Below are 21,465 nucleotides of genomic sequence, written 5' to 3'. Positions count from 1 at the left end.
TGCTCATCGATGTCTGATTTTTTTCACGTTCCGCACCTCACAGCAGGATGATCCATGCACGGACTGTTACGACGCCTGTTCGCTCCTCGGTGGCAACACCCCGATCCCGAGGTGCGCCGCAAGGCACTTCAATCCCTCGACCCGCAGCATTCAGAGCAGCGGGAGGCCCTTCTGTCTCTCGCTGGCGACAGCGACAGTACCATTCAGCTCGCAGCCCTGCTCGCGCTCGACGATATCGACAAACTGCTGGCCGCCTATCCGCAGCATCACGAGGACGAAGCGTGGTTCAATGCCGTGTGTCAACGCCTCACCGGTGCCGAGGGCCATATCGACCTACAGCAGCGCCAAGCGCAGGTAGCCCTGCTGAGCGACCAGCGACTGCTCAACGCGATTGCCCTGCAGGGCGATAACCTGGGGCTGCGGCTCACTGCCGTTGAACAGTTGCACGATGAAGACGATCTCGTCCAACAGGCGTGCCACAACAGCGTGGCCGCGGTACGCCATCAGGCCGCGCAGCGTATTAGCGGTGAGGCGTCGCTCAAGCGGTTACTGAAAGAGGCGCGGCGTGATCGCCAGGTCATGCGCTACGCCAAGGAGCAGCTCACCCAACGGCGCAACGACGAACAGTGGCTCGAAGAGCAGCAGGCCCAGCGCGAGCACCTATTGAACCAATTAGAGCAGCACGCGCGTGCGCCTTGGGAGCCGCTTTACGGTGGTCGCCTGCGCCACTTGGAGCGCGAGTGGCAGCAGCTCAGCCATTCACCCAGCCTCAGCCAGGAGCAGCGCTTCCATCAGGCCATGCTGAGTTGCCGCAAAACCCTGCACGATCACGATACCCAGGAGCAGGCGCGTCAACAAAGCCTCGCTCGCCGTGCCGAAGCGGAAAGCACTCGCGACCATTTATTAGAGGGGTTAGAAGAGACCCTGGAAGGGCTGGCCCACGCCGACGAACTGACCGCCCAGGATATCGACAGCCTGCGCGCCCAACGCCAGCTCTTAGGCCAGCGCTGGCAGGCGCTGTCCGATCTCCACCCCCCTAACGACACCACTCAGCAGCGTTACAGCCAGGCGCTGGCGCAGTACGAACAGAGCATGGAGGCGTGGCAGCGCTGGCAATCGGAAAGCCTCGCCGTGGAGCATGCCCTGGCCAACAGCGATGACCAGGCGCTAGCCAAGCATGTCAAAGCGTGCCGCTGGCCCGAGACACTGACGCCGCCCGCGCTGCTTGCCCAGGCGCAAAAGCAGCTGGCTACCCAGCCAGTGGCAGCCACCCCCACCGGAGCGTCGCTCAACGCGTTAGAAGCGGAGCTCGATAATTTCGAGCACTTGCTGGAGCGCGGCGCGTTCAAGAGCGCCAGCCGCCTCCATCAACGTTTGAAGCCGACTCTCGATGCCCTTACGGGCGAGGAGGCCAAGCCGCTCAAGCGTCGCTTGAAACATCTTGGCGCGCGGCTTGCCGAGCTGCGCGACTGGCGCGGTTTTGTGGCAGGCCCCAAGCGTGAGCAGCTCTGCGCGAGTATCGACGCTCTGGCCGACGACCCTCACATGGCCGAATCAGCGCTGGACCGCCATCATCGCCAACTGGTGAAAGAGTGGAAGGCGTTAGGCGATGCGGCGGCCAATAAAGAGCAGTCCGCGCGCTTTCGGGCAGCGTCCGATCGTATCCATGAGCGTCTGGCGCCCTGGCGCGCCCAGCTCGATCAAGAGCGCGACGCTAACCTGCGCGGACGCGAAGCGCTCTGTGAGCAGCTCGAAACGCTACTGGCTCAGCCCGCCGAGGACGCCGACCCCGACGTGCTGCGGGAGATTCGTGACAAAGCGCGCCACCAGTGGCGCCACTACTCCCCCGTCCCCCGGGAGCACGCCGAAGCCATTGGCCGCCGCTTTGGGGCGATTCGCCATCGCCTGCAAGCGCTGATCGACCAGCGCGCCGAGCAGATTGCTGCGCAAAAGCGCGCACTGATCGAGCAGGTCCAAGCGCTACAGAACGATAGCGAGCAGTCGCTGACAGCGCGCATTGCACACACCAAGCGGCTACAGCAGCAGTGGCGTTCACTAGGGCGTGCGCCGAAGGGCGATGAGCAAGCGCTTTGGAAGACCTTCCGCAGCGCCTGTGACCAGCTCTTTGCGCAGCGCGACGCTCAAAAACATGAGCAAGCCGCTCGTCAGCAGCAAACGCTTGACCAGCTTCAGCGCCTCATCGACGACATGGATAGCTGGCAACCCACACACGCCGACGAGTCCGAGCGGCTGGACGCCTACCTAGCCAGCCTTCAGCAGCTAGAGCCGCTGCCCCGCAACCGCCGTAGCGACGGCATGCAGAAGCGGCTTGGCGGCATCGTACGCGCCAAACGCGAACGCTTGAGCCGCCTTGAGGTCGTCGACAAGGTACAGCAGTGGCACGCCCTCCTGCCCCTGATCAATGCGCACCTAGCGGCCGACCATCAGGCGCTTAGTGGTGGTCATCCAGCGCCGGTGGACGCCAATAGCGAGCTGTCCACACCGCTGCCCGCAACGTATGGCGATGCGCATCAACGGCGAAACGAGGCTCGCTCGTCTACCACGCTGCCTCTCTCCAGCGAACAGCAGGGCGACGTCGAGGAGCAGTTGGCTCGACTGCGGGTGCATCTATCGCTGCTTGCCCTAGGCAGCGTTAAGCAGCGAGACGAGCCGCTGCGGCTTGCCATTCAGGTAGAGCGCTTGAATAACGGCCTGAACGCCGAACGCAGCAAAGCGGACGAACTGGAGGAAGTGCTGGTCGACCTGTTGGCCCTCGGCCCCATGCCAAACCGTCTTTGGCAGCAAGAGGTCAACGAATTGGACAACCTACTGGGCCGCCTAGCGCGCCCACCGCAGCCCTAATCGTAGCCCTCAATAGGTGAGCGTCACATAGCAAACGGGAGGCAGATCGCCTCCCGTTTTGCGTTCTCTTTCTTGTGGAAAGAGCCCGTGTCAGATGGCTTGGGCCTAGCCCATGAATTGGCCACCGTTGATATCGATGTTAGCCCCTGTAATGAAACCTGACTCTTTATCGGCCAGGAACGTCACCAGGCGGCCGATCTCTTCGGGAGTGCCGTAGCGCTTGACCGGGATCGTTTCACGAATCGCTTCGCGCACCTGCTCCGGAATTTTCATGATCATATCGGTGGCGATGTAGCCAGGCGAAACGGTGTTTACGGTAATGCCCTTCGTGGCCGTTTCTTGCGCCAACGACATGGTCAAGCCGTGCATGCCCGCTTTGGCTGCGGCGTAGTTCACCTGACCGAACTGGCCTTTTCGCCCGTTGATGGAAGAGATGTTGATGATGCGACCGTACCCGTTCTCCAGCATCATTTCGATGACGCTGCGGCAGGTGTTGAAGACGCTGTTCAAGTTGGTATCGATGACTTGATACCACTGCTCGTAGGACATTTTTTTCATGGTGCCATCGCGAGTGATACCGGCACAGTTGACCAGCACGCTGATCGGACCATGCGTTTCATGGATCTCACGGGCACCTTCGACGCAGGCATTGTGGTCGGATAAATCAACACCCGACAGCGCGATGTTGTTATAGCCGTCGGTTTGTTGTGTTGCCAGCCAGGTCTTGGCCTTGTCGGGATTGTGATACCCCGCCACGACCAGATAACCCGCATCCGCCAACGAACGGCAAATTGCCGTCCCGATTCCACCAGTTCCACCAGTTACCCAGGCGACGGGGGCTTGATTGGCCATTGACTACCTCCCTGATATGACAAATGGCTTGGACCTTAAGCACTGTTATGGCGTCGCAAGCCATTCTGAATAAGCGCTTTCGCGCTTCTTTCACTCACAGCACGCCGCTTGTTCTATTGGGCGACACACCGACAGTAAGCTTTTTATTATGCCTATTGGAAGCATAGCTTTACTCTTTCAATGTTGCAGCACGATGAAGCTGACCGCCAGCAAGGAAACGTTTCATGGCAGGGGTTGACTTAGCGTCAAAAATACGTAGAATACGCCACACGTTGATGCGGGGTGGAGCAGTCTGGTAGCTCGTCGGGCTCATAACCCGAAGGTCATCGGTTCAAATCCGGTCCCCGCTACCAAACATAGAAAAAGCCGATTCTTTCGAGAATCGGCTTTTTTGTGCGTGTACGGTAAGCAATGCTTGTGGAAGCAGCTCGTCGGGCTCAGCTCTTTATCACCCCAGGAAGGTCATCGGTTCAAGTCCGCCCCCCGCTACCAAACATAGAAAAAGCCGATTCTTTCGAGAATCGGCTTTTTTGTGCGCATACGGTAAGCAATGCTTGTGGAAGCAGCTCGTCGGGCTCAGCTCTTTATCACCCCAGGAAGGTCATCGGTTTAAGTCCGACCCCCGCTACCAAACATAGAAAAAGCCGATTCTTTAGGGGAATAGGCTTTTTTGTGCGCATACGGTAAGCAATGCTTGTGGAAGCAGCTCATCGGGCTCAGCTCTTTATCACCCCAGGAAGGTCATCGGTTCAAGTCCGGCTCCCGCTACTAAACATAGAAAAAGCCGATTCTTTCGAGAATCGGCTTTTTTGTGTGCGTTCTTCCGTCTCCGCGCTTTATTTCCCTTCACTTCCTTGAATCCCCGGGCGGCTGCCTGCATATCATGGAGCAACCTTTTCCATGCGATGCAGAGTTTACCCATGTCGATTATTGATCCCCGTACCGGCAACCCGATGACTGCCGACCCTGTCGCGAACACTGCCACGCCTACCGGTGGCGAGCGCCCCAGCGTGACGCGCGAAGAGGTCATCATTGAACTCAACGCGGGCAACATCCAGCAGGTATTAGAAGCCTCGATGCAGGTACCGGTGCTGCTGGATTGCTGGGCACCCTGGTGCGAGCCGTGTAAAAACCTGATGCCTGTGCTCGAGAAGCTGGCCATCGAGTACGGCGGTGCGTTTTTGCTGGCAACGCTAGATGTCGAAGCGAATCCAGAGATCGCAGGTCAATTAGGCGTGCGCTCGGTGCCGGACGTGAAGCTGGTGAGCCAGGGAGGCTTGGTAGATAGCTTCCAGGGCGCTTTGCCAGAGAAAGAAGTACGCGAGTGGCTCAACCGCTACTTCCCCGCTCCCGGTGACGCGCCGCCCAGCCCCGAAGAGCAGGCAGAAGACGCCCTGAGCGCGGGCGATGCCGCAGGCGCGCGGGAAATTTACCAAACGCTGATGAGCCAATACCCGGAGCATTACGCGTACCACATTGGTTTTGCCAAAACGCTGGTGGCGGAGGGGCGCGGCGACGAAGCGCGAAGCGTGCTGGATAACCTGCCGCCAGAGGAGCGCGATGCAGCACCCGCTCGTGGCGTTCGCGCCAGCATCGAGTTCAGCGAACAGGCGCTCTCAGCGGAAGAGATTGCTGCGCTGGGTGATCGCACTGACAGCGAAGCGCAGTACCAGCGGGCGCTGCGCCAAGTGGCCGACGGTCAGTATGATGCCGGCCTCGACGCACTGCTGACGCTGATGAAGCAGGACCGCGCCTATAACGATGACGCGGCCCGCAAAACGCTACTACAGGTATTCGATGCGTTAGGGGCTGACCACCCTCTCACGGTCACCTATCGCCGCAAGCTGTTCGCCCTGCTCTATTGATAGCGCCTGACGAAGGCAACGTTACGCTTTTAACAGCGCATCCATCCGTGATAACGCCGCTTCCAGTTGGGAAGCGGTGGTGCCGAAATTGAGCCGCACGAACCCAGGGCAACCAAAAGCCGCCCCCTCAGAGAGTGCTACCCCTGCCTTTTCCAAAAGCGTTTGGGCAGGGGTCTCCCCCAAGCCCGCATCACGCATATCCAGCCACGCCAAATAGGTCGACTCTGGTGCGCTCAGCGACACGCCAGGCCAGGTTGCTACACGCGCTTCCAGCGCTGTCCCATGGCGGCGTAGAACGTCCAGCAGCGCTTGACGCCAGGGTTCGCCCTCGCGATACGCTGCCTCGGCAGCGACCAAGCCCAATACGTTGCCGTCCGGCAAAAAGCCTTTGGTAGCCTCGGCGAAACGGTGCCGCAACGCAGGATCAGGAATGACCGCACAGGCGCTGGTGAGCCCGGCCAGATTGAACGTTTTCGAGGGTGCCCAGAGGGTAATCGTGCGTTTGGCCAGCTCAGGAAACAGCGCCGCCAGGGGGCGGTGGCGCGCGCCTTCATCCAGCAGCAAATCACAGTGCAGCTCGTCGGAGACCACCCATAAATCGTGGCGTTCGACCACGGCGGCGAGTTGCTCAAGTTCTCTCAGTGTCCATACGCGCCCGGTCGGGTTATGCGGATGACACCACAGCAGCAGCCGAGTCTGCGGGGTGATGGCCGCTTCCAGCGCCTCGATATCCAGCCGCCAAGGCTCGCCAGGGGCAGCAGGCTCCGCTAACATCGCCTGCTGCGCTAGCCGCCCGGTGCGTTCGGCCACGGCCAGAAAGGGCGGGTAGATCGGCGCGATGGTGAGCACGCCCTCGCCAGGCTGAGTCAAGGCTATGGCGGCAAAGTGCAGTGCAGGCACCACGCCCGGCAGCCACTGCTGCCATTCGGGTTCAATGGACCACGCATAGTGATGAGCGCTCCATTGACACAGCGCCTCACTCAGCGTGGCGGGCACTTCACCGTAGCCGTAAACGCCGTGAGCGACCCGTCGCTGGAGCGCGTCGATCACCGCGGGCGGCGAGTGAAAGTCCATATCGGCGACCCACAGCGGCAGCACGTCCGCCGCGTAGCGGTGCCACTTCTGCGAGGCATACTGTCCTTCGGGAGCGCGTCTTTCCACGGGCGTGGCAAAATCGAACGCCATAACACATCTCACTTATTTCTACGGGAGTAGACACTGAGCATGCCGCAAGATGACTTTTATACCAAGATGCGCGCAGGCCTCTCGGCGCTGTTGCGGCAATGGCGCTCGCTGGGAAAGGCGGATGCCGACCAGCTCGCGCTGATTTTGGCGGAAACCGCTAGGGTCGCCAAATTAGGCACTCCGGAGGCCACGCCAAGCGGAGCCACGCTGGAGCAGTGGAGCCAAGACCAGCAGGGCGAGATGCCCCTGTGGGCACCGCGCACGGCCGTTTTTCTCCTCAACCAAATGCCTGCTCGGCCTACCCCGCAAAGCGACGAGGAAGCCTGCGCCTGGGCCTACTGTTGGTTACGCAATCGCTCGTTCGATTCGCTGGAGGCGGCTCGTGCCGCGCTGCCCGGCCACCTCGTCGAGCCGCTCACCGAGGCGTTGGACGCTGCTTGGCGCGACCAGCAAGGGCTTCGACTGGTCTAGCGTCGCTTGCGCACGGGCGATTTTGGCTTGAAACCAGCCGGCTTGGTGGCCAGCCATTCGACGAAAGCGCGAATATCGGCATCGTCCTTGAGCGCCGCCAAACTGGCAAAGCGGTCGGCCAGTTCACGTTCGCTGTACAGCCGGTGAATGTGCTTATGGCACGGGTGGCACAGCCACACGATGGCCGTGAGCCGCTCCTCACGACTATGGCGCTTTTGATAACGCGGCTTGTTGTGCAGCGTTCTGGGAATGAGATGATGCTTGGTCAGCGGCGATGCGCGCTGACAAAGTTCGCAACCATCGGGCTTGGGCGGCGGGGAAAGCGCATGGGCGCCTGAGTCTGGAGAATGGGTCACGGCAGCAAGCCTCCCAAACGGATAATGATGAAACGGTGGTACATCCCCATTGCGCTAATAACCATTGCGCCATGTTCATGCCCCCATAATAACGAAAGGAAAACGCCCTATGGTAGACGTTCCACTCACTTGGCAACTGGCTAAGCTTGGCCTCTCCGTCAGCATGGTGCTGGGGTTGGGCACCGTCGCCGTGCGGGCTAGCCCCCGCATTGCTGGGCTGCTCTCGGGCTATCCGCTGGGCACGGCACTGGCGCTATTTTTTATCGGCTTGGAGATATCGCCTGCTTTTGCCACCCAAAGTGCCGTGCATACCCTAGCGGGATTCACGGCGACCATGGCGCTAGGCGCAGGGTATCTCATCACAGGCCGCCAGCCAGGCATCAAAGGGGTATTGGGCGGCGTGCTAGGGGGCTTTGCTGCGTGGCTGGCGGTCAGCACGCTGCTGGCCCAATTCAACTTCACGCGCCTTAGCGGTACGCTGGTCACCCTGTGCGCCATTGGTCTCTTCAGCTGGCTGTTTCGCACCATTCCAGATGTGAAGAGCACCGCTAGCAGCACCTTCTCTTGGCCCGCGCTGGTGGCTCGGGCTGGACTCGCCACAGCCATCATTTTTGTCATCACGCGCATTGCCCACTGGCTGCCGCCCGAATGGGCTGGCACGCTGGCAGCGTTTCCCGTCACCATGCTGCCATTTTTACTGATTCTTCACGTGGGGCACGGTCACGCTCCCGTCGCTACGGTCATCAAGCACTACCCCATGGGCCTTGGTTCGCTACTCAGCTATACCCTATGCGTTTCTTATACTTATAGTACGCTGGGGCTATTCTGGGGAACGCTGGCGGGGTTTCTCGCCGCCACGCTGTGGCTACTTGGCTGGATGCAGTTGACGGCATGGCGCCAGCGCCGCAACACTTGACCAAGCGCTCGCTTGGGTTAATTCTGGAGCAGGGCTACTTCGCACACTAATAATAAGGATCACGTCATGTTTACTCGCACCATAGAACCGGCGTTTTACGATACGGATGCCTTGGGCCACATCAATAACACGCGCCTCCCCGCGTGGTTCGAGCTGGCGCGTAATGACCTGTTCAAACTCTTCACGCCCGACCTGAACCCCCAACAGTGGCGGTTGATCATGGCGCGCATGGAAGTGGACTACCGCGCTGAACTGTTTTACGGCCACGATATCGAAATCCGTACCTACTTGACCCGTTTGGGCAACAGCTCGTTTACCGTCACCCAGGAAGCCCGGCAGCATGGTACGCTAACCAACTTGGGGCACACGGTGATGGTGCAGTACGATCATCAGGAGAAGCGAGCCGTTCCTATCGAGGGCGCCCTGCGTGAGGCGTTGTTGGCGCATTTAGAGACGGCGCCCGCTTCCGCTTAATTCCCCCGCCTGACATGGTGGGGCCTTCCAGGAGTCACCATGGCCATCCGCTATAATCTCTGGATTGATCCGGACAACACGGCGCAGCACCGCGCCGTGGAAGCCGACTTGGAGCGCTATTTCATGGAGCGCTTCGCCGACTACCCGCATATCCGCTTGTTCGGTGCAGACCCGTACGATTATGATGCCCCGTTCAATCGACTTTACGACGTGCTGATGGCTCGCGCCGCCGAGTACTGCGAGGAGAAGTGGCGCTACGTCGCCTCTCCTGAACAGCTCAACCGCTGCTTTTTCCGCGCCGTTGGCCGTTCGACTAAATTTGTTCAAGACGACCGAAAGTGAGACGTTGACGCAATGGTAATTCGTACCGACCAAGCACCCGACGAGCGCCAGCTGGCGATCATTACTCAACAGCTCGGGCGAGCGCCTCGCGGTATCGAAGCCGTTGCAGCCACCGACGCCCAAGGTACGCCGCTCGTACTGCGGATGGCACCTATCGTGGATGGTAAACCTTTCCCGACCCTGTACTGGCTCTGCTCGGACCTGCTGAAAATCGAAATTTCGCGCATCGAAGCCGTGGGCGTGATCAAGTCCCTCGAGCAGCGTCTGCAGGAAGAGCCGGACTTCCTCGCCGCTTATCAGCAAAGTCATCGCGATTACGTCGATGCCCGCTGGCGCTCGATGAGCGAGGCTCAGCGCGAAGAGGTGGCTCGCCTAGGCTACACCGACGTACTCACCGAACGCGGTGTAGGCGGCATCAGTAACTGGCAGCAGGTGCGCTGTCTACACACCCAGTACGCTCACCATCTGTGCGGGAACAATGTCATCGGCCAGTGGATGGACGAACACTATGACGTTCAGCGCTGCCTAGGCTAACGCCGCCCGCTTCTCTCTACCCCTCTGCGATAAGGACGCCCTGACGATGTCACGTATTTGTGTTTACCTCGGTTCTCGGGAAGGTAACAGCCCGGCCTTCCGGCAGGCCGCGCGCTCCCTTGGCAAGGCCCTTGGGCAGCGCGGCCACACCTTGGTCTATGGCGGTGCACGGGTCGGGCTCATGGGAGAGTTGGCCAATGCGGCTCTCGGGGCGGGCGGTCGCGTACTCGGCGTTATGCCGGATCACTTGGTCGAGCGCGAACAGGCACACTTTGGCTTAACGGAGCTGATTCGCGTCCCTAACATGCACGAGCGCAAAGCCACCATGGCGGCGAATGCCGATGCGTTCATTGCTCTACCGGGCGGGATTGGTACGTTCGAAGAACTGTTCGAAATCTGGACGTGGGGCTACCTGGGGCTTCACGACAAACCGATGGGGCTGCTGGATACCGAAGGCTTTTACGCGCCGCTACTGGCGTTTTTGGATAGCACGGTCAGCCACGGCTTTCTGGCCCAAACGACACGTGACATGCTGCTCGACGCTTCGACGCCAGAGCGTCTTTTAGAGGCGCTGGAAGCCCAGCTGGATTAACGAACGTCGAGCTACGATTAGGCTTTGAGAGTCAGTGTGCGAGTGCGCTGATAGGTAAGCTGGAGCAGTCGGGCATCTTCCCCTGCACGGTGGCGGTGGATGCCCCGTTCGGCCACGACGGACTCTTTGGTATCGCTCCACAGCGCCTGCTGCTCTTCACTGAGCAGGATGCGCAGCGCTTCCAGACGAAAACGGGGCAGCATGCCAGCGTGATGAAACAGCAACGACAGCCAGGTGTTATCGTAGCCCCAACTATCGCTATACGCCTTACCTAGTTCCCGCAGCTCATCGTTGAGCCACTGGGCCACTTGGCGCACCGGGTAACCCTCTTTCATCAGCCGCTCACGCGAAATGCCGTGCAGCAGTTCGGCTTTGGGATCCCAATGCACCCACTCATCCAACGGCTGAATAAGAAACGCGCAGCAGCTACCGTCGGCGCGGGCGATGCCCACTTCGATCGGGTAGCTGCCGCGCCCGAATCCGGACGCTTCGATATCTAGCACTGTAGGTAGCGTCTCGGACACTGATTTCCTCTTTTCTGTCTCGCCACCGGATACGGGGCTCAGGCGGCGGCCATTTCCACCGCAGGCTGCCGTTCGGCCATGCGCTGCCAGTAGTCGGCTTGCTCATGGTCCACTGCTAAGCCTAGCTCACCCAAGCGGTAGGCACGCGCCAAACGCTCCGCAGCCAGGTAATGGCCTGCCTGCGCCGCACGGGCGTACCAAGTCACCGCATAATCTTCACGGCGGGGATACTGCACACAGCCGTGTTCATGAATTTGTGCCACCTGATACTGCGACTTTACATCGCCTGCCTGGGCCGCTTCCAGTACGTAGCGTGCGCCACGCGCCTTGTCCTGTGGAGACAAGCTGCGGTGAAACAACATGTGCCCATAAATGGACTGTGCATCCGGGTGCCCCGCTTCGGCACACCGCTTGAACAGTCGCATGGTGAGGCGCTGCGTACGCGGTGAACGCGGGAGTAACCAACGGGTGTGAAACAGCTGCTCGGCTAGACGAAATTCCAACCGGGTAAACAACGATGATGCCTGCGGCATGGCAAACCACCCTGCCTATCTGTTGAGACCTTCGGCTAACCATCTCACCTTCCACGACGGCTAACCATGCGATAAACCGGCGCTTGGCCGGTCGATGGGCTGGCAAGCATACGCCTGCCTTCGCCCCGACTCAACCCTCTTGGTTTGCTGCTTTTGTAGACCCTCGCTAACATGCCTTCCACAGGCTGGTAACGGCGATTGGCATCGCTCACTTTCCAGCAACGTTTTCGCCCACGCGAGGAGACAACCATGCAAACGCGCCCACTGGGTAGAACCGGAATGGAGGTCAGCCGACTGTGTCTAGGCACCATGACGTTTGGTGAACAGAACAGCGAAGCTGAGGCTCATGAACAGCTCGACCGCGCAGTAGCGTTTGGTATTAACTTTATCGACACGGCGGAGATGTACCCCGTTCCGCCAAAGGCGGAAACCCAAGGGTTAACGGAAGCCTATATCGGCAGCTGGTTAAAAGCCCGAGGCGCTCGCGACGATGTGATCATTGCCACCAAAGCGGCAGGGCCAGGTTTAGAACATATTCGCGGCGGCCCTAAAATGAGCCGCGACCACCTCCACCAGGCCATCGATACCAGCCTGGAGCGCCTGCAAACGGACTACGTAGATCTGTACCAGTTGCACTGGCCCGACCGTCACACCAACTTTTTTGGCAAGCTCGGCTACACTCATGCGGAGCAGGAAGACGCCACCCCGCTGGAAGAGACGCTCTCCGCTCTGAAAGAGCTCGTCGATGCCGGTAAGATTCGCGCCGTCGGTCTATCCAATGAAACGCCCTGGGGCGTCATGCGAATGCTGCAGCTCTCAGACCAGCTGGGCCTGCCACGCGTTGCCTCCATCCAAAATCCTTATAACCTGCTGAACCGTTCGTTCGAAGTGGGCTTGGCAGAAATTGCCCATCGCGAAGACGTCGGGTTACTGGCTTACTCTCCGCTGGGGTTTGGCGTGCTGTCCGGGAAGTACCTCAACGGCGCCCAGCCGCCAAAGGGCCGCTTGACGCTCTATGAGCGCTTCAAGCGCTACACATCACCCGAAGCCGAGGCCGCGACACACGCCTACGTCGATCTGGCCAAAGCGCATGGGCTCGACCCCGCGCAAATGGCGCTGGCATTCGTCAATTCACGCAGCTTCCTGACCAGCAATATCATTGGGGCCACGACGATGGAGCAGCTGGAGAGCAACCTCGCCAGTGAGAGCCTGAAACTCGACGACGACGTTTTGACCGCCATCGACGATATCCATCGTCGCATGCCGAATCCCTGCCCCTAACGGCTCCTATCGTGTCGATAGCCTCGGCCGCCGCCGAGGCTTGATATAATCTTGCTAGCTATTTAGTGGTCGCATCTCATGCCGAGAAGCGACCCTCTTTTGTCACGGCACAAGGAGCACGCCATGCTGAGCGTTATTTCCCCCGCCAAAACGCTGGATTTTGAAACACCCCCGACGACCCAGAAGGTCACCCAGCCAGATTTTCTCGAGTACAGCCAGCCGCTGATCGATATCTTACGCGGTTACTCTCCTCAGCAAATCAGCGACCTAATGGGCATCAGCGACAAACTAGCAGGCCTGAACGCGGCTCGCTTTGCCGAGTGGCAGCCACCCTTTTCGTTAGACAACGCCAAACCCGCCGTGCAGGCATTTCAGGGAGACGTCTACACTGGCCTGGAAGCCGAAACCTTCAGCGATGCAGACAATCGGTTTGCCCAGCAGCATTTGCGCATTCTATCGGGCCTCTATGGTTTGCTCCGCCCGCTGGACTTGATCCAAGCCTACCGTCTGGAAATGGGTACCAAACTGCCCAACGACGCAGGCAGGGATCTTTACGCCTATTGGAAGCCGATCCTGACGCCTGCCCTGAATAGCGCGATCGCCGAGAGTGGGTCGAAGGTACTCGTAAACCTAGCCTCCAACGAATACTTCAAAGCCATCGAAGCGAAAAAACTGGATGCCCGAGTGGTGACTCCCGTCTTCAAGGATGAGAAAAACGGCACGTTCAAAATCATCAGTTTCTATGCGAAAAAAGCGAGGGGGTTGATGAGCGCCTGGATCATTCGGCAGCAGATCAATGACCCCAACGCGCTCAAAGATTTCGATGTGGCAGGCTACCGCTTTGATGCCGCCGCTTCCGAAGGCGATACGCTCGTATTCACTCGTCGCGAAACGGAGCGTTAAGGTTAATAAAATGTGACCGTTTGCGCCGATCTTGGCTTTAAATACCGGCGGTGAATCTCTTTAAAGGTGGCCGTATCGCAGCAGTGTAGCCATTCATAGGCCACCATATCGGCAGACACCGCCACCGCCCCCTGGGCACAGGCACGCTCGCGCGCAAGACGCGCCTCTTCGGGACGGCGGCTGGCGGCCCCTTCACTCAGCCAAAACACCTCATACCCTGCCGCTAACAGGCCCAGTGCACTTTGCAATACGCAAATATGGGCTTCCGTGCCGCACACCACGACCTGGCTGCGGCCCAACGCTGCCAGCGCCTGCGAAAACGCGGGCTCCTCGGTCACGCTAAAGTGTCGCTTCTGCCATGTCGTATGTGTGTCCAAGCTCTCCAGCAGGGTCGCTGCGGTCCCGCCTAGTCGCTCGGGATACTGCTCGGTGAGCCATACGGGCACCTGCAACTGGTTGGCGATACCTGCCAGCCAAGCCGCCTCTCGAAGAGCCGCCTCACCGCCTTCGATCACGGGCAATAAACCCGCCTGAAAATCGATCATCAACAAGATGCTTCGAGCCTGATCTAAACGCACTTTTTGCTCCTTTTTTTGTCTTTATAGTGACTCTCACCATCACCTAGGCGAGGTATTACACGGTAAACTGATGGCCCACCCTTTTCTATCTGCTTCGCACTGAAGCAGTTGGCATTACCTGCATCCTCATTGGAGAATCAACATGTTAAGGCAATTCTTTGTCATGCTATTGGTGAGCGTTATGGGCGTTAGCGCCGCCATCGAACACGCGGAGGCACGCCGCCTAGGCGGTGGTAGCAGCATGGGTAGCGTGTCACGCTCCGCTGACCGACCGGCTAGCACGCCCGCACAGCAACAGGCCCAAAGCACCCAGCAGGGCGCAGGCGCAGCCACCGCTGCTCGCCGTGGAGGTATGGGTGGCATGATGGGCGGCCTACTGGCAGGCGGCTTGCTGGCAGCGCTCTTCTTCGGTGGTGCGTTTGACGAGCTGCGTCTGATGGATCTGCTCGTCATGGTAGGCGTCGCTGCGCTGGCGATCTTCGCTTTCCGCGCCTTCATGCGTCAGCGTCGTCCTGCATCCGCCCACCCGGCAGGCTATCAGCGCGAACGCCAAGAGACTCAGTACACCCCAAACAACGTCACAGCGTCTCCAGGCAGCTTAGCCAGTGGCTTACAAAGCACACCGGCTTGGTTTGACAAGGAGCGTTTTCTAGGCGGTGCCAAAGAGCATTTCATGACGCTGCAGCGTGCTTGGGATAATAACGACTTCAATCAAATCCAGGAGTACGTGACGCCAGAGCTCTACAACCTGCTTCGCCAGGAGCGCGCCGAGCAGCCTGCCAATAATCGCACTGAGATCGTGCGACTGTTTGCAGAGCTTGGCGATATCAATGAGTACGATGGCCACGCCGAAGCCACCGTCATCTTCCACGGTATTTTGGAAGAGAACGGTGAGCAAACCGAGTTCAACGAAACGTGGCACTTGACGCGTGCCATGCGCGATCAGGCACCTTGGTATCTACAGGGTATCGAGCAAAACCCAGGTGCATGACCAAACTACTTTCCAAGCCTTAAAACGCAAAACAGCCGCTTCTAAGCGGCTGTTTTTATATCGGTAGCATATCGATACGCTGCAAAGAGTCGTTTTCTTACTCCTCTGCAGACTCTTCGATATTCTCACCCATGTCCTCTAGGCTTTCGCCTGCATCTTCCATGCTCTCATCGATGTTTTCACCTGCTTCTTCGGCAGGGCCCTGGTTATCACAGGCAGCTAAACCGCCCATCATCATGGCCATCAGTAGCGCAACCGCTAGCTTCTTCATCAATGGGGTACTCATATCGCGTCTCCTCCTGAGATGCTGCTTAAATGATAGGTACCCGCTCATACTAGTTGCTCGGCAGCCCTGCCGCCACCAAAGAGCAGTAACTCCCTGTTATTTATTTTTTTAAAACAGTCGTTTCAAGGAAACTTTGTGCACCCGTGGCGTCACTTTTCAATGCTTGGACATTCGGAAGGCACAGCCCAAAAGCCCCGAGCACAGGGTGCCCGGGGCTGGTCATGGCGCGCTTTCAAGCGCGCAACAAAAAACCCAGCCGACTGGCTGGGTTCTTTGCGGTATAAGTGCCTGACGATGACCTACTCTCGCATGGGGAGACCCCACACTACCATCGGCGCTAAGCGGTTTCACTTCTGAGTTCGGCAAGGGATCAGGTGGTTCACGCGTGCTATGGTCGTCAGGCGTAACAGGTAATGCATATCATGCTGAGTATTGTGTGATCGTCTCTTGTCCGTCAGCGCTTTGGCTGGCGGATGCGTATCCGGTTCTCTGAGTGCATTCACACTCGTTCGTTATCACTGCGACCAGACCCCTTGGGTGTTATAGGGTCAAGCCTCACGGGCCATTAGTACACGTTAGCTCAACGCCTTGCAGCGCTTCCACACCGTGCCTATCAACCAGCTGGTCTCGCTGGGCCCTTTAGGAGACTCTAGGTCTCAGGGATGTCTCATCTTGAAGGGGGCTTCCCGCTTAGATGCTTTCAGCGGTTATCCCGTCCGACCATAGCTACCCGGCAATGCCACTGGCGTGACAACCGGAACACCAGAGGGTCGTCCACTCCGGTCCTCTCGTACTAGGAGCAGCTCTTCTCAAACATCCAACGCCCACGGCAGATAGGGACCGAACTGTCTCACGACGTTCTAAACCCAGCTCGCGTACCACTTTAAATGGCGAACAGCCATACCCTTGGGACCGACTTCAGCCCCAGGATGTGATGAGCCGACATCGAGGTGCCAAACACCGCCGTCGATGTGAACTCTTGGGCGGTATCAGCCTGTTATCCCCGGAGTACCTTTTATCCGTTGAGCGATGGCCCTTCCATACAGAACCACCGGATCACTAGAACCTGCTTTCGCACCTGCTCGACGTGTCTGTCTCGCAGTCAAGCACCCTTATGCTCTTGCACTCATTGCACGATGTCCGACCGTGCTGAGGGTACCTTCGTGCTCCTCCGTTACGCTTTGGGAGGAGACCGCCCCAGTCAAACTACCCACCACACACTGTCCTCGATCCGGATAACGGACCTGAGTGAGAACGCCAATGATGCCAGGCTGGTATTTCAAGGTTGGCTCCACCCGAACTGGCGTCCGGGTTTCAAAGCCTCCCAGCTATCCTACACAGGCAACATCAGCGTCCAGTGTGAAGCTATAGTAAAGGTTCACGGGGTCTTTCCGTCTAGCCGCGGGTACACCGCATCTTCACGGCGATTTCAATTTCACTGAGTCTCGGGTGGAGACAGCGTGGCCATCATTACGCCATTCGTGCAGGTCGGAACTTACCCGACAAGGAATTTCGCTACCTTAGGACCGTTATAGTTACGGCCGCCGTTTACCGGGGCTTCGATCAAGAGCTTCGGCCGAGGCCTAACACCATCACTTAACCTTCCGGCACCGGGCAGGCGTCACACCCTATACGTCCGCTTGCGCGTTAGCAGAGTGCTGTGTTTTTACTAAACAGTTGCAGCCACCTGGTATCTTCGACCGGTTCGGGCTCGGGGAGCAAGTCCCATTACCCTACGCCGGCGTGCCTTCTCCCGAAGTTACGGCACCATTTTGCCTAGTTCCTTCACCCGAGTTCTCTCAAGCGCCTTGGGATTCTCACCCTGACCACCTGTGTCGGTTTGGGGTACGGTCGCACATGATCTGAAGCTTAGAGGCTTTTCCTGGAAGCGTGGCATCAATGACTTCCGGACCGTGGTCCGTTCGTTTCGTGTCTCGGCCTTAGCGTCCCGGATTTACCTAAGACACCAGCCTACTCACTTTCACCAGGACAACCAACGCCTGGCTCACCTAGCCTTCTCCGTCCCCCCATCGCAATCATGTCCGGTACGGGAATATTGACCCGTTTCCCATCGACTACGCCTTTCGGCCTCGCCTTAGGGGCCGACTCACTCTGCTCCGATTAGCGTCGAACAGAAACCCTTGGTCTTCCGGCGAGGGAGTTTTTCACTCCCTTTATCGTTACTCATGTCAGCATTCGCACTCGTGATACCTCCAGCATGCTTCTCAACACACCTTCATTGGCTTACACGACGCTCCTCTACCGCTCATCCAGAGGATGAACCCGTAGCTTCGGTACCTGGTTTAGCCCCGTTACATCTTCCGCGCAGGCCGACTCGACTAGTGAGCTATTACGCTTTCTTTAAAGGATGGCTGCTTCTAAGCCAACCTCCTAGCTGTCTGAGCCTTCCCACATCGTTTCCCACTTAACCAGGATTTGGGGACCTTAGCTGACGGTCTGGGTTGTTTCCCTTTTCACGACGGACGTTAGCACCCGCCGTGTGTCTCCCACGCTCGCACTCACCGGTATTCGGAGTTTGCCTCGGGTTGGTAAGTCGGGATGACCCCCTAGCCGAAACAGTGCTCTACCCCCGGCGGTGATACGTGAGGCGCTACCTAAATAGCTTTCGAGGAGAACCAGCTATCTCCGAGCTTGATTAGCCTTTCACTCCGATCCACAAGTCATCCAAATCTTTTTCAACAGATCCTGGTTCGGGCCTCCAATTGATGTTACTCAATCTTCACCCTGCTCATGGATAGATCGCTCGGTTTCGGGTCTATATCCAGCGACTGTGTCGCCCAGTTAAGACTCGGTTTCCCTACGGCTCCCCTATACGGTTAACCTCGCCACTGAATATAAGTCGCTGACCCATTATACAAAAGGTACGCAGTCACGGAACAAGTCCGCTCCTACTGCTTGTACGCACACGGTTTCAGGATCTATTTCACTCCCCTCTCCGGGGTTCTTTTCGCCTTTCCCTCACGGTACTGGTTCACTATCGGTCAGCCAGGAGTATTTAGCCTTGGAGGATGGTCCCCCCGTCTTCAGTCAAGGTTTCTCGTGCCCCGACCTACTCGATTTCACATGATCAGATTTTCGGCTACGGGGCTATCACCCACTATGGCCACGCTTCCCAGCGTATTCGCCTAATCAGTCACATGCTTAAGGGCTGGTCCCCGTTCGCTCGCCGCTACTAGGGGAATCTCGGTTGATTTCTTTTCCTCAGGGTACTTAGATGTTTCAGTTCCCCTGGTTCGCCTCCTACACCTATGTATTCAGCGTAGGATACTCAGCTGATGCTGAGTGGGTTTCCCCATTCAGAGATGTCCGGGTCACAGGTCGTTTGCCACCTCACCGAACCTTATCGCAGGCTACCACGTCTTTCATCGCCTCTGGCTGCCTAGGCATCCACCGTGTGCGCTTCATTGCTTGACCCTATAACCCGAAGGGGTCTGGTATCTCGCAATGACAACGATTGCCGGATACGCTTGAGACGTATCACTTAACAATTACGTATGAACGTTTCAATAAACGTTCATGTCAGCATGATATACATTGTTAAAGAGCGACTGTTCAGTGAACAGTGATAAGGCAACGCTGATGCGCCTGACTTATCAATGGTCACGAAACAACAAACGGTGTCGAGAATGGTGGAGCCAAGCGGGATCGAACCGCTGACCTCCTGCGTGCAAGGCAGGCGCTCTCCCAGCTGAGCTATGGCCCCATCTGACCACACTGACCTCTCGGTAATTTTATGTCTCACAAGGCATGCCATGGCACCGCATAGTCTGACTATACAAAGCACAAGAGCATGATATGTTCGATAAAATTTGGTGGGTCTGGGCAGACTTGAACTGCCGACCTCACCCTTATCAGGGGTGCGCTCTAACCAACTGAGCTACAGACCCAAGAGGGGATCGTGCGTAAACCGTTTGCTCTACTATCTGATCAGGTAATTCATTGTGAGCGCTTACCGCGAGGGGAAGACATCGTTTAAGGAGGTGATCCAGCCGCAGGTTCCCCTACGGCTACCTTGTTACGACTTCACCCCAGTCATGAACCACACCGTGGTGATCGCCCTCTTGCGTTAGGCTAACCACTTCTGGTGCAGTCCACTCCCATGGTGTGACGGGCGGTGTGTACAAGGCCCGGGAACGTATTCACCGTAGCATTCTGATCTACGATTACTAGCGATTCCGACTTCACGGAGTCGAGTTGCAGACTCCGATCCGGACTGAGATCGGCTTTTCGGGATTGGCTGACTCTCGCGAGCTCGCAACCCTTTGTACCGACCATTGTAGCACGTGTGTAGCCCTACTCGTAAGGGCCATGATGACTTGACGTCGTCCCCACCTTCCTCCGGTTTGTCACCGGCAGTCTCCTTAGAGTTCCCGCCATTACGCGCTGGCAAATAAGGACAAGGGTTGCGCTCGTTACGGGACTTAACCCAACATTTCACAACACGAGCTGACGACAGCCATGCAGCACCTGTCTCTGCGTTCCCGAAGGCACTAAGGTATCTCTACCGAATTCGCAGGATGTCAAGAGTAGGTAAGGTTCTTCGCGTTGCATCGAATTAAACCACATGCTCCACCGCTTGTGCGGGCCCCCGTCAATTCATTTGAGTTTTAACCTTGCGGCCGTACTCCCCAGGCGGTCGACTTATCGCGTTAACTTCGCCACAAAGTGCGCTAGGCACCCAACGGCTGGTCGACATCGTTTACGGCGTGGACTACCAGGGTATCTAATCCTGTTTGCTACCCACGCTTTCGCACCTCAGTGTCAGTGTCAGTCCAGAAGGCCGCCTTCGCCACTGGTATTCCTCCCGATCTCTACGCATTTCACCGCTACACCGGGAATTCTACCTTCCTCTCCTGCACTCTAGCTTGACAGTTCCGGATGCCGTTCCCAGGTTGAGCCCGGGGCTTTCACAACCGGCTTATCAAGCCACCTACGCGCGCTTTACGCCCAGTAATTCCGATTAACGCTTGCACCCTCCGTATTACCGCGGCTGCTGGCACGGAGTTAGCCGGTGCTTCTTCTGCGAGTGATGTCTTTCCTAGCGGGTATTAACCGCTAGGCGTTCTTCCTCGCTGAAAGTGCTTTACAACCCGAGGGCCTTCTTCACACACGCGGCATGGCTGGATCAGGGTTGCCCCCATTGTCCAATATTCCCCACTGCTGCCTCCCGTAGGAGTTCGGGCCGTGTCTCAGTCCCGATGTGGCTGATCATCCTCTCAGACCAGCTACGGATCGTTGCCTTGGTGAGCCTTTACCTCACCAACTAGCTAATCCGACATAGGCTCATCCGATAGCGGGAGCCGAAGCCCCCTTTCTCCCGTAGGACGTATGCGGTATTAGCCTGGGTTTCCCCAGGTTATCCCCCACTATCGGGCAGATTCCTATGCATTACTCACCCGTCCGCCGCTCGTCAGCATCCAGCAAGCTGGATCTGTTACCGCTCGACTTGCATGTGTTAGGCCTGCCGCCAGCGTTCAATCTGAGCCATGATCAAACTCTTCAGTTTAAGATCAATGCGGTTCTTGCCTGTGACCGAGGTCACAGAAGCGAACCAAACTTGGCTCAAGGGTCAAACGAATTCATTCATTAGGCCGAAGCCTGTTTGACGAGTCGCTTGCCTTGATAATAGGTGATGATTCACCCTCATCGGCAAGCGCCCACATGAATTACCTGATCAAATTGTTAAAGAGCTGTTTCGCTGTGCCGGCTCGATGACCTGAACCGTGTTGCCTTAGCGAGGAAGGCGTATTCTACGCATTCCGTGGTGTTTGTCAACCGCTGTTTTCAGCGAGTAAAGCGAGCGATCCAATCAATAACGAGACGATGCTAACTTCCTGACAAACCAGAGGTTTTCAACCTCATTCACCGCTGGTAACGCTTGGCGTCCCCGGCAGCGGAT

The 21,465-nt window shown here is 57.9% G+C and carries 18 protein-coding genes, 3 tRNA genes and 3 rRNA genes; 12 read left to right on the top strand and 12 right to left on the bottom strand.

Annotation, left to right across the window (positions count from 1 at the left end; genetic code table 11):
* Positions 1 to 54: 54 nt before the first annotated feature.
* Complete coding sequence (locus AB6K10_RS05590) at positions 55 to 2,862, top strand: DUF349 domain-containing protein (protein ID WP_339118146.1); 2,808 nt, start codon at positions 55 to 57, stop codon at positions 2,860 to 2,862.
* A gap of 105 nt (positions 2,863 to 2,967) precedes the next feature.
* Here the strand turns inward: AB6K10_RS05590 and phbB are convergent, their stop codons facing one another.
* Positions 2,968 to 3,714: an acetoacetyl-CoA reductase gene (gene phbB / locus AB6K10_RS05585; protein WP_339118145.1), complete on the bottom strand. Its 747-nt coding sequence runs from the start codon at positions 3,712 to 3,714 to the stop codon at positions 2,968 to 2,970.
* Positions 3,715 to 3,990: 276 nt separating this feature from the next.
* Here phbB and AB6K10_RS05580 point away from each other — a divergent pair.
* Together AB6K10_RS05580 and AB6K10_RS05575 are read left to right on the top strand one after the other, a co-directional pair.
* Positions 3,991 to 4,067: transfer RNA gene (locus tag AB6K10_RS05580), tRNA-Met, on the top strand.
* A gap of 567 nt (positions 4,068 to 4,634) precedes the next feature.
* A complete protein-coding gene (locus AB6K10_RS05575; protein ID WP_159340837.1) occupies positions 4,635 to 5,579 on the top strand; it encodes a co-chaperone YbbN in 945 nt (314 codons plus the stop codon).
* A gap of 21 nt (positions 5,580 to 5,600) precedes the next feature.
* On the opposite strand, the gene AB6K10_RS05570 is transcribed toward AB6K10_RS05575, so the two are convergent.
* Complete coding sequence (locus AB6K10_RS05570) at positions 5,601 to 6,764, bottom strand: PatB family C-S lyase (protein ID WP_339118144.1); 1,164 nt, start codon at positions 6,762 to 6,764, stop codon at positions 5,601 to 5,603.
* 39 nt (positions 6,765 to 6,803) lie between these two features.
* Between AB6K10_RS05570 and AB6K10_RS05565 the strand changes: the two genes are divergently transcribed.
* Positions 6,804 to 7,235, top strand: a complete 432-nt coding sequence (locus tag AB6K10_RS05565) for a hypothetical protein (RefSeq protein ID WP_159340835.1) — start codon at positions 6,804 to 6,806, stop codon at positions 7,233 to 7,235.
* Here the strand turns inward: AB6K10_RS05565 and AB6K10_RS05560 are convergent.
* Entirely contained in the window at positions 7,232 to 7,591 is a 360-nt protein-coding gene (locus AB6K10_RS05560) for a hypothetical protein (protein ID WP_159340834.1), read from the bottom strand. The two genes, AB6K10_RS05565 and AB6K10_RS05560, sit on opposite strands and share 4 nt — an antisense overlap.
* A 109-nt stretch (positions 7,592 to 7,700) precedes the next feature.
* Here AB6K10_RS05560 and AB6K10_RS05555 point away from each other — a divergent pair, with 109 nt between their 5' ends.
* The 5 genes from AB6K10_RS05555 (at position 7,701) to AB6K10_RS05535 (ending at position 10,449) form a co-directional block, all read left to right on the top strand.
* Positions 7,701 to 8,507, top strand: coding sequence for a hypothetical protein (locus AB6K10_RS05555; RefSeq protein WP_159340833.1), 807 nt, complete (start codon positions 7,701 to 7,703; stop codon positions 8,505 to 8,507).
* A gap of 66 nt (positions 8,508 to 8,573) precedes the next feature.
* Positions 8,574 to 8,981 (top strand): thioesterase family protein, encoded by a 408-nt coding sequence (locus tag AB6K10_RS05550; RefSeq protein ID WP_159340832.1) that lies wholly within the window; start codon positions 8,574 to 8,576, stop codon positions 8,979 to 8,981.
* Between the two features lie 39 nt (positions 8,982 to 9,020).
* Positions 9,021 to 9,323 carry a hypothetical protein gene (locus tag AB6K10_RS05545; RefSeq protein WP_139528238.1) on the top strand — a complete coding sequence of 101 codons (303 nt, stop codon included), beginning with the start codon at positions 9,021 to 9,023 and terminating at the stop codon, positions 9,321 to 9,323.
* Between the two features lie 12 nt (positions 9,324 to 9,335).
* Positions 9,336 to 9,857, top strand: coding sequence for a DUF501 domain-containing protein (locus AB6K10_RS05540; RefSeq protein ID WP_253019146.1), 522 nt, complete (start codon positions 9,336 to 9,338; stop codon positions 9,855 to 9,857).
* Positions 9,858 to 9,903: 46 nt separating this feature from the next.
* On the top strand, positions 9,904 to 10,449 hold the full coding sequence (locus AB6K10_RS05535) for a TIGR00730 family Rossman fold protein (RefSeq protein ID WP_339118143.1): 546 nt from the start codon (positions 9,904 to 9,906) through the stop codon (positions 10,447 to 10,449).
* Between the two features lie 17 nt (positions 10,450 to 10,466).
* On the opposite strand, the gene AB6K10_RS05530 is transcribed toward AB6K10_RS05535, so the two are convergent.
* A complete protein-coding gene (locus AB6K10_RS05530) occupies positions 10,467 to 10,973 on the bottom strand; it encodes a hypothetical protein (RefSeq protein WP_159340829.1) in 507 nt (168 codons plus the stop codon).
* Between the two features lie 38 nt (positions 10,974 to 11,011).
* On the bottom strand, positions 11,012 to 11,506 hold the full coding sequence (locus AB6K10_RS05525; RefSeq protein ID WP_159340828.1) for a tetratricopeptide repeat protein: 495 nt from the start codon (positions 11,504 to 11,506) through the stop codon (positions 11,012 to 11,014).
* A 249-nt stretch (positions 11,507 to 11,755) separates the two neighbouring features.
* On the opposite strand from AB6K10_RS05525, the gene AB6K10_RS05520 reads away from it, so the two are divergent.
* Together AB6K10_RS05520 and yaaA are read left to right on the top strand one after the other, a co-directional pair.
* The gene (locus tag AB6K10_RS05520) at positions 11,756 to 12,787 is read left to right on the top strand and encodes an NADP(H)-dependent aldo-keto reductase (RefSeq protein ID WP_159340827.1); all 1,032 of its coding nucleotides are present in this window, start codon (positions 11,756 to 11,758) and stop codon (positions 12,785 to 12,787) included.
* A gap of 123 nt (positions 12,788 to 12,910) precedes the next feature.
* On the top strand, positions 12,911 to 13,690 hold the full coding sequence (gene yaaA / locus AB6K10_RS05515) for a peroxide stress protein YaaA (protein WP_339118142.1): 780 nt from the start codon (positions 12,911 to 12,913) through the stop codon (positions 13,688 to 13,690).
* A 2-nt stretch (positions 13,691 to 13,692) separates the two neighbouring features.
* On the opposite strand, the gene AB6K10_RS05510 is transcribed toward yaaA, so the two are convergent.
* Positions 13,693 to 14,268 (bottom strand): isochorismatase family protein, encoded by a 576-nt coding sequence (locus tag AB6K10_RS05510; protein ID WP_339118141.1) that lies wholly within the window; start codon positions 14,266 to 14,268, stop codon positions 13,693 to 13,695.
* 142 nt (positions 14,269 to 14,410) lie between these two features.
* Between AB6K10_RS05510 and AB6K10_RS05505 the strand changes: the two genes are divergently transcribed.
* Positions 14,411 to 15,259, top strand: a complete 849-nt coding sequence (locus AB6K10_RS05505) for a Tim44 domain-containing protein (RefSeq protein WP_159340824.1) — start codon at positions 14,411 to 14,413, stop codon at positions 15,257 to 15,259.
* Between the two features lie 97 nt (positions 15,260 to 15,356).
* Here AB6K10_RS05505 and AB6K10_RS05500 read toward each other — a convergent pair whose 3' ends face one another.
* The 6 genes from AB6K10_RS05500 to AB6K10_RS05475 form a co-directional block, all read right to left on the bottom strand.
* Positions 15,357 to 15,545 carry a hypothetical protein gene (locus tag AB6K10_RS05500; protein ID WP_159340823.1) on the bottom strand — a complete coding sequence of 63 codons (189 nt, stop codon included), beginning with the start codon at positions 15,543 to 15,545 and terminating at the stop codon, positions 15,357 to 15,359.
* A 286-nt stretch (positions 15,546 to 15,831) separates the two neighbouring features.
* Positions 15,832 to 15,947 (bottom strand): 5S ribosomal RNA (gene rrf / locus AB6K10_RS05495).
* A 142-nt stretch (positions 15,948 to 16,089) separates the two neighbouring features.
* A 23S ribosomal RNA gene (locus AB6K10_RS05490) occupies positions 16,090 to 18,980 on the bottom strand.
* A 213-nt stretch (positions 18,981 to 19,193) separates the two neighbouring features.
* Positions 19,194 to 19,269: transfer RNA gene (locus AB6K10_RS05485), tRNA-Ala, on the bottom strand.
* A gap of 107 nt (positions 19,270 to 19,376) precedes the next feature.
* Positions 19,377 to 19,453: transfer RNA gene (locus AB6K10_RS05480), tRNA-Ile, on the bottom strand.
* A gap of 86 nt (positions 19,454 to 19,539) precedes the next feature.
* Positions 19,540 to 21,072, bottom strand: a 16S ribosomal RNA gene (locus AB6K10_RS05475).
* The 16S, 23S and 5S rRNA genes sit together here with 2 tRNA genes alongside, the layout of an rRNA operon.
* Between the last annotated feature and the right edge of the window lie 393 nt (positions 21,073 to 21,465).

Source organism: Halomonas sp. BMC6, assembly GCF_964204995.1.
Taxonomy (GTDB): Bacteria; Pseudomonadota; Gammaproteobacteria; order Pseudomonadales; family Halomonadaceae; genus Vreelandella.
Note: the sequence above shows the minus strand (reverse complement) of the source record. Positions and strands in the feature narration are given on the sequence as shown.